This is a genomic window from Nocardia inohanensis NBRC 100128 (genome assembly GCF_001612945.1).
Lineage (GTDB): Bacteria > Actinomycetota > Actinomycetes > Mycobacteriales > Mycobacteriaceae > Nocardia > Nocardia inohanensis.
The window spans coordinates 492,730-504,899 of the sequence record NZ_BDBK01000001.1; the positions used below are offsets into that span (position 1 = coordinate 492,730).

The window sequence follows — 12,170 nt, forward strand, 5'->3', positions numbered from 1 at the left end:
TGATCATCTTGCGGTCCAGATCTTACTCGTAACCCGTCTTCGGACAACCGGATACGAGCCAGTCGGCACGAATTCTTAAGAACGGCACTTAAGTGCTCGTAGGATCGGCCGCACCCCGGGGAACCATCCTGCGCCCCAATATCTCTCGCCCGCCCGCATTCTTCGAGGGGGAAATCCGATGCGCGCTCGCACAGCACATTCAGAGCAACTAGCCCTGGTCCTGTTCGCCGCTTTCGTCCTGACCGCTTGTGGCAGTGCAGAGCCCGCCGAGATCGCGGTGACCACCCAGCCGCCGGATCCGTCGCGCGCGCCGGCCGAGCTGCGCTGGGAGAACTACCAGGGCGTCCAGTTACCCATCGGCGGCAAGGACGGCCCGACCAAACTGGCCAGCGTCCCCATCGGCTACACCCATACCCCGCAGGGCGCGGCGCTGGCCGCCATCAATCACAGCGCCCGGCTGTCGCTGGCCCCCGATTCGGTCTGGCCCGCGCTGGCCGCCAACGTCCTTCAGCCCGGTCCGGGCAAGGACGCCTGGGTGCTGGCGCGTGTGCAGCTGTCCATCACGGCCGCGACCGATCCGGCCGTGGCTCCGCACTTCACGGCCTACAAGATCACCACCTACGATCCGGCCCGCACCACCCTGACCGTGTACGCCACCTACTCCGACGCCAGCATCACCGCCACCGACACCACGGTGACATGGTCCGCCGAGGACTGGCGGCTGCTGCTCCCCGACCCGGCCGCCAAGACGGTGACGGTGCACTCGGTCAAAAGCGTCCCCGCCGACGCGGTCGCACTGGCCGCGGCCAAATAGCTACTTGGCGATCTTCAACCCCCAGGGCTGAACCACCTTGGCGGTCTTGGACTCCGCACTGAACAGCGTGTAGGTGCCATCGGTCGGCGGAACCAGGCTCAGCCGGCACTCGTACATCTTGGTGCGCGCATCCCTGATCTCGACGGCAGTCTCACTCAGCTGGAACGCCAGCGAGTCCGCGTTCCTCACCAGCCGCCCCCGCACCAGTCCCTCCTGCCCCGACGGCCAGCTCCCGATCGGATACGCGCCCTCGAACCAGCTGCCCGCCCCGGCCGCCGACTCGTAACCGACCACCCAGAACCGCAACTCGCGCACCTCGCTCGTGATCGCCCCCTGGAACTCGTGCAATACCGCCCGATTCTTCTCACCCACGAAGAACGACAGGTGGATCGGATCCGCCGCGGCCCCACTCCACTGCAAGCTCTCCAGCACCCCGCAAGAACTCACCGTCTTACCGGCCGCTTCATAAGCGCCCGCCAGCCCCGGATAGCTCCCGTGCGGATCGGTGTACACCGCCGGCGTATGCAGGTCCGCCCCGAGCTTGGCCGAGGAGCCCAGCGTCAGCCCGAGCAGATACCCGCACGCCCGCGGCGTCCGGTGCTGATCGGGCGCGATGGTGAACTGCCAGTCGAAAGAGTAGTCATACATCTGCGCTATTCTCCGCGCATCACTCCCGCGAAACGCCGAAAACCTTGCGCCGCAAGCCCACTGAACCCGATCGGGTCAGACGATGCCGAGGAACCGATCCCACTCCGCGCCGGAGAACACGAGCGCAGGACCTCCGGGGTCCTTCGAATCCCGCACCCCGACGTGCGCGGCCTCCGCGCCGAGGAAGGCGACTTCGACGCATTCGTTGGCGTTGGCGGAGCGGGAAGACTTGAACCACTGGGCACCGGATAGATCTGCACTCACGACAGAAACTCCTTCGCACGGGACGACATCAGATCTCTGGTGTCGTTCTCGCTCAATGCTACTCGCTGCATGTTCGTAATCGCCTGCCGGAATCGGGCGATCACATCGGTGCGCTCCAGATAGAGAGCACCCTCTGCGCCGTCGATGTACACGATCGGCGGGTCGACCAAATTGATTGTCAGGTGCGGAAATCCGAGCAATGTGAACGACTGCACCCCCAGGCCGCGGTGCGCACTCGCGGTGAAGGGCACCACGCGGATGGACACATTGTCGCTGGTGCCGACGTCCATCAGGTACCGCAGCTGATCGACCATCACAGCCGGATCACCCGGCTGGTGCATCAAAACCGCCTCCGACAGCAGAGCCGCTACGTGGAAACCAGGCTCGGCCAAGCGTTCTCGTCGCCTGGCTGTCAGTTCGAGGCGGCGCTCGATGTCGGCGGCGGGCAGGTCCGGCTCCTGCACCCCGACGAGCGCCCGGCGGTAGGCGGGCGTTTGCAGCAGGCCGGGTACGAGTACGAGCTGATGCGAAACCATCTTGTTCGCTCCGGCTTCGAGCCGCAGGTAGTGGTCGAAATGCGGCGCGTATTGATCCGAATACGCCTGCCACCACCCTTTGTAACTGCCGTCGAGCTTCGCGGTCTTGGCCTGCTGCCGCACCTGATGCCACAGCTCGAGTGCCTGCGCGTACACCGCCGGACCTACCCGATACAGGTCGAGCAACGACTTCAATTGCGGCGTAGAGATTTTCGTCGGCTGACCGCCCTCCAACCGGAGGATTGTTTGCTTGGAAGTGTCTATGGCCAATCCGGCTGCCAATAGCGACGTTCCGGACTGCTCGCGAAGCCCATTGAGAAACCGACCGAATGCCCTACTGGGCACCGTGGACCCGACCATTTCGTTAGCCTCTCTATCTGGGGATACCCCACCACGGACCGGCCAATGGTGGAACGCCAACAGCTTTCGGAAAACGCCTTCCCCTCCTGCCCCGCAATCGTCAAAGTGGTATCACCAAGTATTTGCCCCGGAAAGTATTCAGCGCAAGCATGTTTCGTCGGAAGGCATCGAAATGTCCTGGGAAATCTGCGCACTGCTGTCCATAACCGCCCTCTGCGTAACGGTAATCGCCCGCTCATGGTGGGATTTCCACCGCGAAGCGCACTCCACCACACCCTCCGTAGTCCACCTACCCCTGCTCACCGGCGGACACCTCGAAGTCCCCCGCACCAACAACCGCTCACCCGGCCGCCACCGCCCCCTCCGAACGAAAGCCCAACCCCTCCAATGACTCCCGCCGAAATAGCAGTCCTCCGCGTCCTCCGCCCCGGCGCCGCCCGCACCCTCCGGGAAATCCAGCAAGCCTCCACCCTCACCCCCTGGCGAACCCGAAACGCCATCTCCCACCTGACTTCTCGCGGCCTCATCACCCCCGCCCCCGGGAACCGCCACCGCATCACCCCGCGCGGCCGCGCCGCCCTCGCCACCAAAGCCGCCCGCTTCGCCTGACCGGTACCCTGTACACCGTGGACAGCACGCACCCACCGGTGCAGCCCCGACCCGATCTGGTTCAGCGCGCGGCCCCTTTCCTCCCCGAGGCCGCCGAAATCCGCCAGGCGTTCATCGCCCAATCCGCCCCGAACTTCACCTACTTCCTCATCACCTACCTAACCGGCCTAACCCTCTTTCTCAACAAATACCGTTGCGTAGCAATAACTCCAACCGCCATCCACATCCTGGAAAGCACCAAACTCTCCGGTGGCAGCCGCCCCCGCCACCTCCTCGGCACCATGCCCCGCACCACCCGCCTCGGCCCGCCATCCGGCCGCTGGACCCAGGTAACCCTGCTCGGCGAGCGCCACTGGGTCCACAAAAGATTCCATGACCAGATAGCCGCCGCCGACCGCGAGGCCGGTTAGCGCATCGACTGGCCGCGGTCCCCGAAGTGAAAGCCTTGTGCTGCCGCCGCACATTTTCGACCGCGACGCGCCCGGACACGCCGGGCGCGGGTTGCGAACCGGTGCCCTATATGTTCGATGAGTATTGCCGGAGCCGGTCGGAGCAGAAATAGAGGTCGGATGCACTGGGACCAGATGACCGCCACACCCGAGGACCTACGTACCAGCGTCACCCGGCTGCGCCGGGGCGTCGGCCAGCTCGAGGTTCTCGATTCGATCATCGTCACAGCTGAGGGGCCGTGGCTGGGCGTTATCGACGCTGACGGCCGCGGTACCGCTGAACTCCGTATGCATCTCGCGGGGATCTACCGACTCACGGTCACCGTCACGAGCGCGGGCAAACTCACCCGCGCTCATATGGTCTCGCCGCGCGACGGCGACCAGGTGCTTTCCACCAAACCCGCGGACCGGCGCGGCTGGGAATCGCATGCCGACACTCCCAAGCCGCCGGACTTTCTCGACCACGTCCTCACCTGGGTGCACTCCGCCAGCACGGATGTGGATCGCCACGCCGTCATCGCCTGGCGGATGAAAGGGGCCGACCAGAAGCTGGCGTCGCTCGAGGACACCATCGCCTCGCTGCGCGACAGCCTCCGCGAGCGCGAACTCCTGCGTGACGAGCTCATCGCCGAAGTGGCCGCCCTCCGCACCGAACTCGCCGCCACCCCCGCCGAGCCCATCGTCGAGCGGCACACCAGTGCGGGAAATCCGGACGAAATCCACGGTGGTGTGCCACTCGCCGGTTCATCGTCTGCGGATGGCGAGGGCGGTGCCGAGGGTGGCGGCGAGGCCGCCGATGCCGGCGACGAGGAACGCGGTACGGGGGCCGGTGAGGTCGAGCAGGATGCCGCCGCCGAGGTAGGAGAGGGCGGCGGCGATGCCGATCGCGCCGTAGAGGGTGCCGAAGACGCGGCCGAGCAGATCGGCGGGGACGGTGCGCTGGACGAGGGTGTTGGTGGCGACATCCATGCCGGCGATGCCGAGTCCGCGCACGGCTTGGACGGCGAAGGCGGCGGCGACGGCTCCGACCAGGCCGGTGAGCAGGTTGCCGGCGCTGCTGACGGCGAAGCCCGCGATGAGCAGTACGGGTATGGACAGGCGCGGGTAGGGCCGAGCGAGTAGGGCGTACCCGGCCAGCAGGCCGATGCCTACCGCCGCGAGCAGGATCGCTACCGCTGAATCGCCGCCGTGCAGAGTGTCTTTCGCGAGGAAGACCAGCGCCACATCGTCGATGCCGTTGCAGGCGACGACCGCGAAGAAGCCGAGGCCGAGGGCGCGGAGTAGGGGAGTGGTCGCGATATAGCGCAGGCCCGCCTTGGTTTCGGTCAGCAGTGAACCGCGAGATTCGTTGTCTTCCTTGGGGGTTGCGGGCAGGAAGATCAACAGTGCGGCCGAGAGCAGGAAGCTGGCGGCGTCCAGCAGGAATACGCCTCGCACGCCGATGAACGGCAGCAGAGCCGCCGCCACCAACGGGCCCAGCGCTTCACCGCCATTGGTGCCGAATCCCACTGCGGCATTGGCGCTTTCGAGATCCTCGTCCCGCACCAGCCCCGGCACCACCGCGCGGGATGCGGGCTGGAAGATCTGCCCGGCGATGGCCCGCACACCCACCAGCACCAGCAGCGGGCCCAGCGACGGCAGCCAGAGCGCGACGACCACCATCACGACCGCCTGCGCCAGTTCGCAACTCACCATCACCCGCCGCCGCTCGAACCGATCGGCCAGCGCGCCGGTCAACGGTCCGAGCAGCGCGGGGGTGAAGTCACCCACCAGCAAAAGCGCGGCAACCGCCAACGCCTGCCCGGTCTCGCCCGCTACATAGAGCATCAGCGCGACCAGGCTCAGCGAATCCCCGAGGAACGACACCGTGCGTGCCGTCCACAACAGCCGGAACGGCCGATTGCCCAACACCAGTTGCATCGGCCTATTGTTGCCGGTGCACCGCCTTGATGATCGCCGAATGCATGCCGTCGGCGACCGCATGCGTCGCGGTGATCTCGATATCGTCGAACCCGGCTGCCGCCAAGTGATTTCGATACTCGTCGAACGACAACGCGCCCGCGATGCACCCGACGTAGTCGCCGCGTTCACCGCGCTGTGCGGGTGTAAGTGCGTCATCGGCAACGACATCGGCGATTCCGATTCGCCCGCCCGGAACCAGAACTCGTGCCATTTCAGCGAACACGGCCGGTTTATCGGTCGAAAGATTGATCACGCAATTCGAGATGATCACGTCGATCGAGTTGGCGGGCAAGGGAATCGACTCGATGGTGCCCTTCAGGAATTCCACATTGCCGACCCCGGCCTTGCTCGCGTTCGCACGCGCCAACGCCAGCATCTCGTCGGTCATATCGACCCCGAACGCCCGCCCGGCCGGGCCGACGCGTCGCGCCGACAGCAGCACGTCGATGCCGCCCCCGGACCCCAGATCCAAAACCCGTTCGCCTGCCCGCAACTCGGCCACCGCGGTCGGATTCCCGCAGCCCAGTGATGCCGCGACGGCCTGCACCGGCAACTGGTCCCGGTCCTCGGCCCCGTAGAGGCCGGCCCCGAAGTCGGTGTCGATGTCGACCGCGCCGCTCGCGCAGCATTCGGTCCCACAGCACTCGGCGGCTGTCTCGTCGACCGCTTCGGTCGTGCAGCATTCGGCCCCGCAGCAATCCGTGGCGACCGCACCGCCGGCGACGGCGGTGGCGGCTGCCGCGTATCGCGCCCGCACGGTCTCTCTCAGCTCGTCCTTCTGCATGGAACTCACGACCTTCCTGAAATGCCAGACCCCCACGAACCACTCGCTTGAGCTGGCTGTATCGAAATCTATCTATACAAGCTTGGCGCATTGATTCGACATCTGTCAATATAGAGAGGTGTCGAAACAGGATCTCCCGCTCATCGCCTCGGCGGACTGCTGCAACACCACGCTGTCCGCCCCGCTGAGCGCCGAAGCCGCCGGCGGTCTCGCGGCGGGTTTCAAAGCCCTCGCCGACCCGGTCCGGCTGCGGCTGCTCTCGCTCATCGCCGCGGCGGGCGGCGCGGAGGTCTGCGTCTGCGAACTGACCCCGGCCTTCGACCTGTCGCAGCCCACCATCTCCCACCATCTCAAGGTGCTGCGGGAAGCGGGCCTGCTCACCTCCGAGCGCCGGGGGACCTGGGTGTACTACCGGGTCATTCCCGAAGCCCTGCAACGACTCTCGGACGTGCTGCGCCCGTCGTCGCTGTCCCCGGCTGTGCCCCGGTGAGCGCCGAGATACCGCTGCCGCGCCGGCTGGCCGCCGAATTCCTCGGCACGGCCGCGCTGGTCGCCATCGTCGTCGGATCCGGTATCGCCGCCCAGCAGCTGTCCCCGGACAATGTCGGACTCCAGCTGCTGGAGAACTCCACCGCCACCGTATTCGGCCTGGCGGTGCTGATTCTCGTACTCGGACCGGTCTCCGGAGCCCACTTCAATCCCGCTGTCTCCCTGGCTGATTGGCTGGCCGGGCGTCAGGAAGGAGTGGGCCTGACCGGCTCCGGCGTGCTCGCGTACACCCTCGCGCAAACCGGCGGCGCGATCGTCGGCGCGGTACTCGCCAACGCCATGTTCGACCAGGCCGCACTCCAGGTTTCGACACATCACCGCATTACCAGCGGCCACCTGATCGGCGAATTCATCGCCACCGCGGGACTTCTCGCCGTCATCTTCGCCCTGGTGCGCACCGGCCGAGCCGCCTTCGCCCCGCTCGCGGTCGCCGCGTGGATCGGCGCGGCCTACTGGTTCACCAGCTCCACCTCTTTCGCCAACCCCGCCGTCACCGTCGGCCGGGTCTTCACCGACACCTTCGCGGGCATCGCCCCGTCCTCCGCCCCCGCCTACATCGCGGCCCAATTCGCCGGAGCCCTGGCGGGTCTCGCCCTGATCGGCGTCCTCTACCCCACTCGAGTGAAAGACCGCCTGCCGCAATGACCTCCACCAAGCCCAGCGTCCTGTTCGTCTGCGTGCACAATGCCGGCCGCTCGCAAATGGCCCAGGGCTTCCTCGCTCAGCTAGCGGGCGATGCCGTCGAAGTCCGTTCCGCCGGAACAGCTCCCGCCGATGCGATCAACCCGGCCGCCATCGAGGCGATGGCCGAACTCGGCATCGATATCACCGGCCAATCCCCGAAGATCCTCACCCCCGAAACCGTCGAATCCTCCACCGTCGTGGTCACCATGGGCTGCGGCGACACCTGCCCCTACTTCCCGGGCGTCACCTACCTCGACTGGGTCCTGGACGACCCGGCAGGCCGCGACGTGGAGTCCGTGCGGCCCATCCGGGACCGCATCGAACGCCATGTCCGCGACCTGCTCGCCACCCTCGGCGTCCCGATCGGCGCAGACCGCGCGTAGACGTGCTCTACGCCGGACCGGTCGCGGCGTGCTCACCGAAGAAAAGCATCAAACCGGTGGCCGCCGCGATCCCGGCGAGTAGCCAGAAACGAATGGTCACAGTCGTTTCGGGCCAACTGCTGAGCTCGAAATGGTGATGGAACGGCGCGAGCCGGAACAGTCGGCGTCCGGTACTGCGAAACACGATGATCTGCAACAACACCGACAGGATCTCGGCGCAGAACAGCGCGCCGACAACCACCATCAGCAGCTCGGTGCGGGTGGTGATCGACAGGCCCGCCAGCAGCCCGCCCAGCGCGAGTGAACCGGTGTCGCCCATGAAGATTCGGGCCGGAGCCGCGTTCCACCACAGGAATCCGATGCATGCCGCCCCGGCCGCGGCGCAGACGACCGCCAGATCCAATGGATCGCGCACCGCGTAGCAACCGGGGTCCGGTCGGGTAGCGCAGGCGTGCGTGTACTGCCAGCACGTGATCAGCACGTATGCGCCCAACGTCAAACCCATCGAACCGGCGGCCAGGCCATCCAGCCCGTCGGTGATGTTGACGGCGTTCGACCACGCGACCACCAGGAAGCAGACCGCGAGCAGAAAGACGACCGGCAGCAGCGAAAACCAGCCGAGGTCACGAAGAACGGACACGTGCCGGCTACCCGGAGTCAGCCCCACGCTGTTCGGGAACCGCAACACCAGCACCCCGAAAACGATTGCCGCCCCGACCTGCCCGACGTATTTCCCGGTCGCCGTCAGCCCGAGATTCCGCCGCTTGTACAGCTTGATGAAGTCGTCGAGAAACCCGACCACCCCCATCGCGGTGGCCAGCCCGAGCACCAGCAGGCCGGACGCGGACATCCCCGGCCCGCCGAACCACAACCCACCCAGGTGCGCCCCGAGATACCCGGCCCACATCCCCGCCAGGATCGCGATCCCGCCCATGGTGGGCGTCCCCCGCTTCACCTGATGACTCCGCGGCCCGTCCTCGCGAATCTCCTGCCCGAGCTGGGCCCGCGTGAACACCCGAATCAGCGTCGGCGTCAACGTGATGGACACCGCCACCGCGACCAGCGCCGCGAAAAGAATCTGCCTCATCCGCTCCCCCTGGAATTGCCTCCGGCAGTCCGCCCGACGCTACCCATCCTGCCGGAATTTCAGCGAGGCGCACGATACCGCTCAGGGGCGCGGATACGGGTCGATGTCGCGCAGCCGCTCGCGGTGGATGCGTTGCAGTTCGCCCGCGCGGTTGAGGAAGCCCGCGATCAATTCGAGTTCGGCGGGGTCGTACCAGGTGAGCATCATTTTGGCGCCCTCGTCGAGCAGGGACGAAATGAGTTCGTGCACACGGCGAGCCGCGAGATCGGTGGCCACGACGATCACGCGGCGGCGATCGCCGGGGTGCAGGGAGCGCGTGATATAGCCCTGCTTCTCCAGGCGATTGAGCATGACGGTGGCCCCCGCCGCGGTGAGCCCGAGGCGTTCGGCCAGCATGCCGGGAGTCGTGGATTTGTCGTCCCCGAGCAGGACGATTTCCAAAGCGCGCCGGTCTGTTTCGTTCACGCCGAGCAATCGGATCAATTCGCGGGAGACATCCTCGAGGGTGCCGTGATAGAACTCCAGCGCCTTTCTGAGCTCGACCGTGATCCGATCGGGTTCGGTTGACATCGGACGCCCATGCCTCTCAACACAATTCACGATCGCGCGCGGGCGATACGATAGTCTGCATCCCCCGAGTCCGGGGTGGAACCTGAACTGGGCTGGTGCTGACAGCCCAGTCCAGGCTCACCGGCTCAGCTGACGGTGGTGCTGGTGAGGGTCGGCGACGGATTCGGATAGCACGCGGTCGCCACATTGCCGACGAACGCGACCTTGGTCGTCATGGTCATGCCCGGGTTGGCGTAACTGGTGCCCGCGTATTGGCTGGTGATCGGTGTGCCGGGACTACCCGCCGTGACATTGATGGTCACCGCGGGCGGCGTGAAGCTGGTGCCGCCCGCGATCGGACCCGGAACCGTCAGCACGATATTCCCGCCCGAGGTGCTGACGGTGCCCGCCACGGTCCCGCCGGAAACGCTCGCCGAAACCAGCGTCGAATTCGCCGGCGTAGGCCAGGTCATCTTCAAATTGCTGATGTTCGTCACGCTGAACCCGGACGCCGAACTCGGCACCGACGAAGCCCCGGGCGTCAGCGTGATGGCAACCGCCGAGCCGGCAGCCGCCGAAGCCGGCGCGGCCCCTGTCACCGACGTGGACATACTCGAGGTCTGCCCAATCCCGAAGATCGTGCCCTGACAACTCCAGTTCAAGCTGACGGCAGCGGCATTCGCGGGCGCCGCCAAAGCGAACACCGTGGCAAGCGCGACCGGAGTAACAACACCGGCACGAAGCAGCGCGGAAGCGATCGGTCTCATAACTATCTCCAAAAACGTGAAGCATCGGCACGACCCGGAATGCAAGTCGTCACCGTAAGGGGTCTAAAATGTAACCTGTTCACATCTGGAGTGTGGGCGAAATCGGAAATAACGTTTCCGCATCGACAGCCCGCTGAGCAGGCGGTTCGGTATGTACTTAACTCGAATTAAATATTCACCCTGGAAAGTTAATTACACCAAGACTCATCCGTATGAGCGATATCCATAACCCACGCGATTCCAAATCCATTGCCCGATACCCCCGGCGGTATCATGAGCCACAGGTCATGACGTCGGGAACGGAAGGGATAGACCATGTGGGGCATTAACCGTACTGCTTGGGCCATACCAGCGGCCGCGGCCACCGCGCTCGCACTGGCCTCGTCCCCGGCCGCGGCCGACGCCCCACCCGTCCTCCAACTCGGCTTCCACAACGGCTACTGCTCCACAACCGAGCTGTCGGTCCCCGCCGGCACCCCCTTCTTCATCGACCTCGACACCACCAACCAATTCACCGACCAGTCCGAGTTCCGCATCCCATCCCTCGGCATCCGCACCATCCTCCCCAGCGCCTACTTCAACCCCCACGCCCGAGTCGAAGTCCCCGCCCAGCCAACAGGATCCATCCCCTTCGAACTCATGACCCCCACGGTGTCCGGCAGCGCCGGCAAGGGGTGCTGGGGAACCATCCACGTCTGGTAGGCCGATACTGAAGCCGCAGTCGTCGAGGTGTAGGCCGAGTCGGATTCACCCTTCGCCCGCGAACCTGTCTCAGCTCAGTGGGTCGTCCTCACCACTGCGGCGCGCAGTAGAACTCCTCGCCCAGATCCCCATTGAGCGTGCACGTCCGCCTATCGAGTTCGACCATGTCGAAAACCGCGCACCCCCTATCCGGCCAGTAAATGGGTTGGCATCCACTCCAGAAGGCACCCGGCTCTTGAACGGCCTGAAGGTCGGCGGCGACCGAGGAGGGTCCGGCGGCCGATGCCGCAGGCGCAGTTACGGCCAACAGCGCCGCAGTCGTCAGGAGCAGCCCGGAAAAACCGTGTGCACGTAGTCGAAAGCTCATTCCAACCTCCAGCGCGAGTTGTCGTCGGCGGCCTACATACGTGGTCGTGGCAATGGCAACGGCCTGGAGTCATTGTGGCTGAGCAGGAGCCGGCGGGGTCTGGTTATGGCTTCTTCGACAAGTTGATGCCATTCCAACCGTTCTGGCACTCGCTGCTGTCGTATCTCCCGTCGCGCATGCGGGGCAACTCGCTGTCGTGGAACTGCTCTGGCGCCTTGGCTGTAATCCGCACCTTGTAGTCCGGGGTGATACAGGCTCCGACGATCCGCCAGCTCTCGGTGTCGGCAGTGTCAGGAGTAGGTTGGCCGGGGCTGGTACTGACGTATGTCCCTTCCAGGATCTCCGGCATCCACGACCCTGACGACAGCAATTCGCGTGCGGCGGCAACGGTGTTTCCGATGAGCTGGTCGCGGGTGACGACGATATCTCCCGGGCTCGACGATATGGGGCGGTAGACGGGCGGTGACCAGGCAACCGTGGTCTGCACTGCCGGCGTCGTCGGCGCTGCACTGACTGGCGTCGCCGGGTCTGTCGAGCTGCACGCTGCAAGAAGCAGAACAGTCGCCGCGCCGGCGAGGCCCGCAACCATCCGCGGCGCTCTCACTCTGAAAACATTCGCGCACAAACGATTCCGTGGACCGATCATCAGCATTCCG

The 12,170-nt window shown here is 65.8% G+C and carries 18 protein-coding genes; 8 read left to right on the top strand and 10 right to left on the bottom strand.

The window, feature by feature from the left end; all coding sequences use genetic code 11:
* Positions 1 to 178 precede the first annotated feature (178 nt).
* Positions 179 to 814, top strand: coding sequence for a DUF8175 domain-containg protein (locus tag NI1_RS02385; protein WP_067813597.1), 636 nt, complete (start codon positions 179 to 181; stop codon positions 812 to 814).
* Here the strand turns inward: NI1_RS02385 and NI1_RS02390 are convergent, their stop codons facing one another.
* The 3 genes from NI1_RS02390 to NI1_RS02400 all read right to left on the bottom strand — a co-directional run bounded on the left by NI1_RS02390 (position 815) and on the right by NI1_RS02400 (position 2,622).
* Positions 815 to 1,462, bottom strand: coding sequence for a hypothetical protein (locus tag NI1_RS02390; RefSeq protein ID WP_067813599.1), 648 nt, complete (start codon positions 1,460 to 1,462; stop codon positions 815 to 817). It abuts the gene before it with no gap.
* Between the two features lie 75 nt (positions 1,463 to 1,537).
* Positions 1,538 to 1,726 (bottom strand): DUF397 domain-containing protein, encoded by a 189-nt coding sequence (locus NI1_RS02395; protein WP_067813602.1) that lies wholly within the window; start codon positions 1,724 to 1,726, stop codon positions 1,538 to 1,540.
* Complete coding sequence (locus NI1_RS02400) at positions 1,723 to 2,622, bottom strand: helix-turn-helix domain-containing protein (protein WP_084522475.1); 900 nt, start codon at positions 2,620 to 2,622, stop codon at positions 1,723 to 1,725. The genes NI1_RS02395 and NI1_RS02400 overlap by 4 nt, the downstream gene beginning before the upstream one ends.
* A 387-nt stretch (positions 2,623 to 3,009) precedes the next feature.
* Here NI1_RS02400 and NI1_RS02405 point away from each other — a divergent pair, with 387 nt between their 5' ends.
* Both NI1_RS02405 and NI1_RS02410 read left to right on the top strand, forming a co-directional pair.
* A complete protein-coding gene (locus tag NI1_RS02405) occupies positions 3,010 to 3,231 on the top strand; it encodes a MarR family transcriptional regulator (RefSeq protein WP_067813605.1) in 222 nt (73 codons plus the stop codon).
* A gap of 17 nt (positions 3,232 to 3,248) precedes the next feature.
* On the top strand, positions 3,249 to 3,641 hold the full coding sequence (locus NI1_RS02410; protein ID WP_084522476.1) for a hypothetical protein: 393 nt from the start codon (positions 3,249 to 3,251) through the stop codon (positions 3,639 to 3,641).
* A gap of 195 nt (positions 3,642 to 3,836) precedes the next feature.
* Here NI1_RS02410 and NI1_RS02415 read toward each other — a convergent pair whose 3' ends face one another.
* Genes NI1_RS02415 through arsM form a run of 3 tightly spaced genes read right to left on the bottom strand, consistent with a single transcriptional unit; the run spans position 3,837 to position 6,426 of the window.
* A complete protein-coding gene (locus tag NI1_RS02415; RefSeq protein WP_157534909.1) occupies positions 3,837 to 4,403 on the bottom strand; it encodes a hypothetical protein in 567 nt (188 codons plus the stop codon).
* 21 nt (positions 4,404 to 4,424) lie between these two features.
* The gene (locus tag NI1_RS02420; RefSeq protein WP_084522477.1) at positions 4,425 to 5,600 is read right to left on the bottom strand and encodes an MFS transporter; all 1,176 of its coding nucleotides are present in this window, start codon (positions 5,598 to 5,600) and stop codon (positions 4,425 to 4,427) included.
* Between the two features lie 4 nt (positions 5,601 to 5,604).
* Positions 5,605 to 6,426, bottom strand: a complete 822-nt coding sequence (arsM, locus tag NI1_RS02425) for an arsenite methyltransferase (protein ID WP_067815130.1) — start codon at positions 6,424 to 6,426, stop codon at positions 5,605 to 5,607.
* Between the two features lie 172 nt (positions 6,427 to 6,598).
* Here arsM and NI1_RS02430 point away from each other — a divergent pair, with 172 nt between their 5' ends.
* From NI1_RS02430 to NI1_RS02440, 3 genes are read left to right on the top strand one after another with little or no spacing between them, the layout of a single operon-like run.
* Entirely contained in the window at positions 6,599 to 6,916 is a 318-nt protein-coding gene (locus tag NI1_RS02430; RefSeq protein ID WP_245663095.1) for an ArsR/SmtB family transcription factor, read from the top strand.
* Positions 6,913 to 7,620, top strand: coding sequence for an aquaporin (locus NI1_RS02435; protein ID WP_067813611.1), 708 nt, complete (start codon positions 6,913 to 6,915; stop codon positions 7,618 to 7,620). Before NI1_RS02430 ends, NI1_RS02435 begins: the two co-directional genes overlap by 4 nt.
* Positions 7,617 to 8,042: an arsenate reductase ArsC gene (locus tag NI1_RS02440; protein WP_067813613.1), complete on the top strand. Its 426-nt coding sequence runs from the start codon at positions 7,617 to 7,619 to the stop codon at positions 8,040 to 8,042. Before NI1_RS02435 ends, NI1_RS02440 begins: the two co-directional genes overlap by 4 nt.
* A gap of 7 nt (positions 8,043 to 8,049) precedes the next feature.
* On the opposite strand, the gene mraY is transcribed toward NI1_RS02440, so the two are convergent.
* The 3 genes from mraY to NI1_RS36905 all read right to left on the bottom strand — a co-directional run bounded on the left by mraY (position 8,050) and on the right by NI1_RS36905 (position 10,091).
* Positions 8,050 to 9,129: a phospho-N-acetylmuramoyl-pentapeptide-transferase gene (mraY, locus tag NI1_RS02445; RefSeq protein ID WP_067813615.1), complete on the bottom strand. Its 1,080-nt coding sequence runs from the start codon at positions 9,127 to 9,129 to the stop codon at positions 8,050 to 8,052.
* 81 nt (positions 9,130 to 9,210) lie between these two features.
* A complete protein-coding gene (locus NI1_RS02450; protein ID WP_067813617.1) occupies positions 9,211 to 9,699 on the bottom strand; it encodes a MarR family winged helix-turn-helix transcriptional regulator in 489 nt (162 codons plus the stop codon).
* A 125-nt stretch (positions 9,700 to 9,824) separates the two neighbouring features.
* Positions 9,825 to 10,091 (bottom strand): hypothetical protein, encoded by a 267-nt coding sequence (locus NI1_RS36905; protein ID WP_084522479.1) that lies wholly within the window; start codon positions 10,089 to 10,091, stop codon positions 9,825 to 9,827.
* Here NI1_RS36905 and NI1_RS36910 point away from each other — a divergent pair.
* Together NI1_RS36910 and NI1_RS02460 are read left to right on the top strand one after the other, a co-directional pair.
* Complete coding sequence (locus tag NI1_RS36910; protein ID WP_157534910.1) at positions 10,081 to 10,326, top strand: hypothetical protein; 246 nt, start codon at positions 10,081 to 10,083, stop codon at positions 10,324 to 10,326. The two genes, NI1_RS36905 and NI1_RS36910, sit on opposite strands and share 11 nt — an antisense overlap.
* A 434-nt stretch (positions 10,327 to 10,760) precedes the next feature.
* Complete coding sequence (locus NI1_RS02460; RefSeq protein ID WP_067813619.1) at positions 10,761 to 11,147, top strand: cupredoxin domain-containing protein; 387 nt, start codon at positions 10,761 to 10,763, stop codon at positions 11,145 to 11,147.
* 470 nt (positions 11,148 to 11,617) lie between these two features.
* On the opposite strand, the gene NI1_RS02465 is transcribed toward NI1_RS02460, so the two are convergent.
* Entirely contained in the window at positions 11,618 to 12,166 is a 549-nt protein-coding gene (locus NI1_RS02465; RefSeq protein ID WP_157534911.1) for a DUF3558 domain-containing protein, read from the bottom strand.
* Between the last annotated feature and the right edge of the window lie 4 nt (positions 12,167 to 12,170).

What these genes read in the sequence shown, in the direction of transcription:
- NI1_RS02385 (WP_067813597.1), top strand. Translation starts at nt 179, where the DNA reads ATGCGCGCTCGCACAGCACATTCAGAGCAACTAGCCCTGGTCCTGTTC.
- NI1_RS02390 (WP_067813599.1), bottom strand. Translation starts at nt 1,462, where the DNA reads ATGTATGACTACTCTTTCGACTGGCAGTTCACCATCGCGCCCGATCAG.
- NI1_RS02400 (WP_084522475.1), bottom strand. Translation starts at nt 2,622, where the DNA reads ATGGTCGGGTCCACGGTGCCCAGTAGGGCATTCGGTCGGTTTCTCAAT.
- NI1_RS02405 (WP_067813605.1), top strand. Translation starts at nt 3,010, where the DNA reads ATGACTCCCGCCGAAATAGCAGTCCTCCGCGTCCTCCGCCCCGGCGCC.
- NI1_RS02420 (WP_084522477.1), bottom strand. Translation starts at nt 5,600, where the DNA reads ATGCAACTGGTGTTGGGCAATCGGCCGTTCCGGCTGTTGTGGACGGCA.
- arsM (WP_067815130.1), bottom strand. Translation starts at nt 6,426, where the DNA reads ATGCAGAAGGACGAGCTGAGAGAGACCGTGCGGGCGCGATACGCGGCA.
- NI1_RS02440 (WP_067813613.1), top strand. Translation starts at nt 7,617, where the DNA reads ATGACCTCCACCAAGCCCAGCGTCCTGTTCGTCTGCGTGCACAATGCC.
- mraY (WP_067813615.1), bottom strand. Translation starts at nt 9,129, where the DNA reads ATGAGGCAGATTCTTTTCGCGGCGCTGGTCGCGGTGGCGGTGTCCATC.
- NI1_RS02450 (WP_067813617.1), bottom strand. Translation starts at nt 9,699, where the DNA reads ATGTCAACCGAACCCGATCGGATCACGGTCGAGCTCAGAAAGGCGCTG.
- NI1_RS02460 (WP_067813619.1), top strand. Translation starts at nt 10,761, where the DNA reads ATGTGGGGCATTAACCGTACTGCTTGGGCCATACCAGCGGCCGCGGCC.
- NI1_RS02465 (WP_157534911.1), bottom strand. Translation starts at nt 12,166, where the DNA reads ATGCTGATGATCGGTCCACGGAATCGTTTGTGCGCGAATGTTTTCAGA.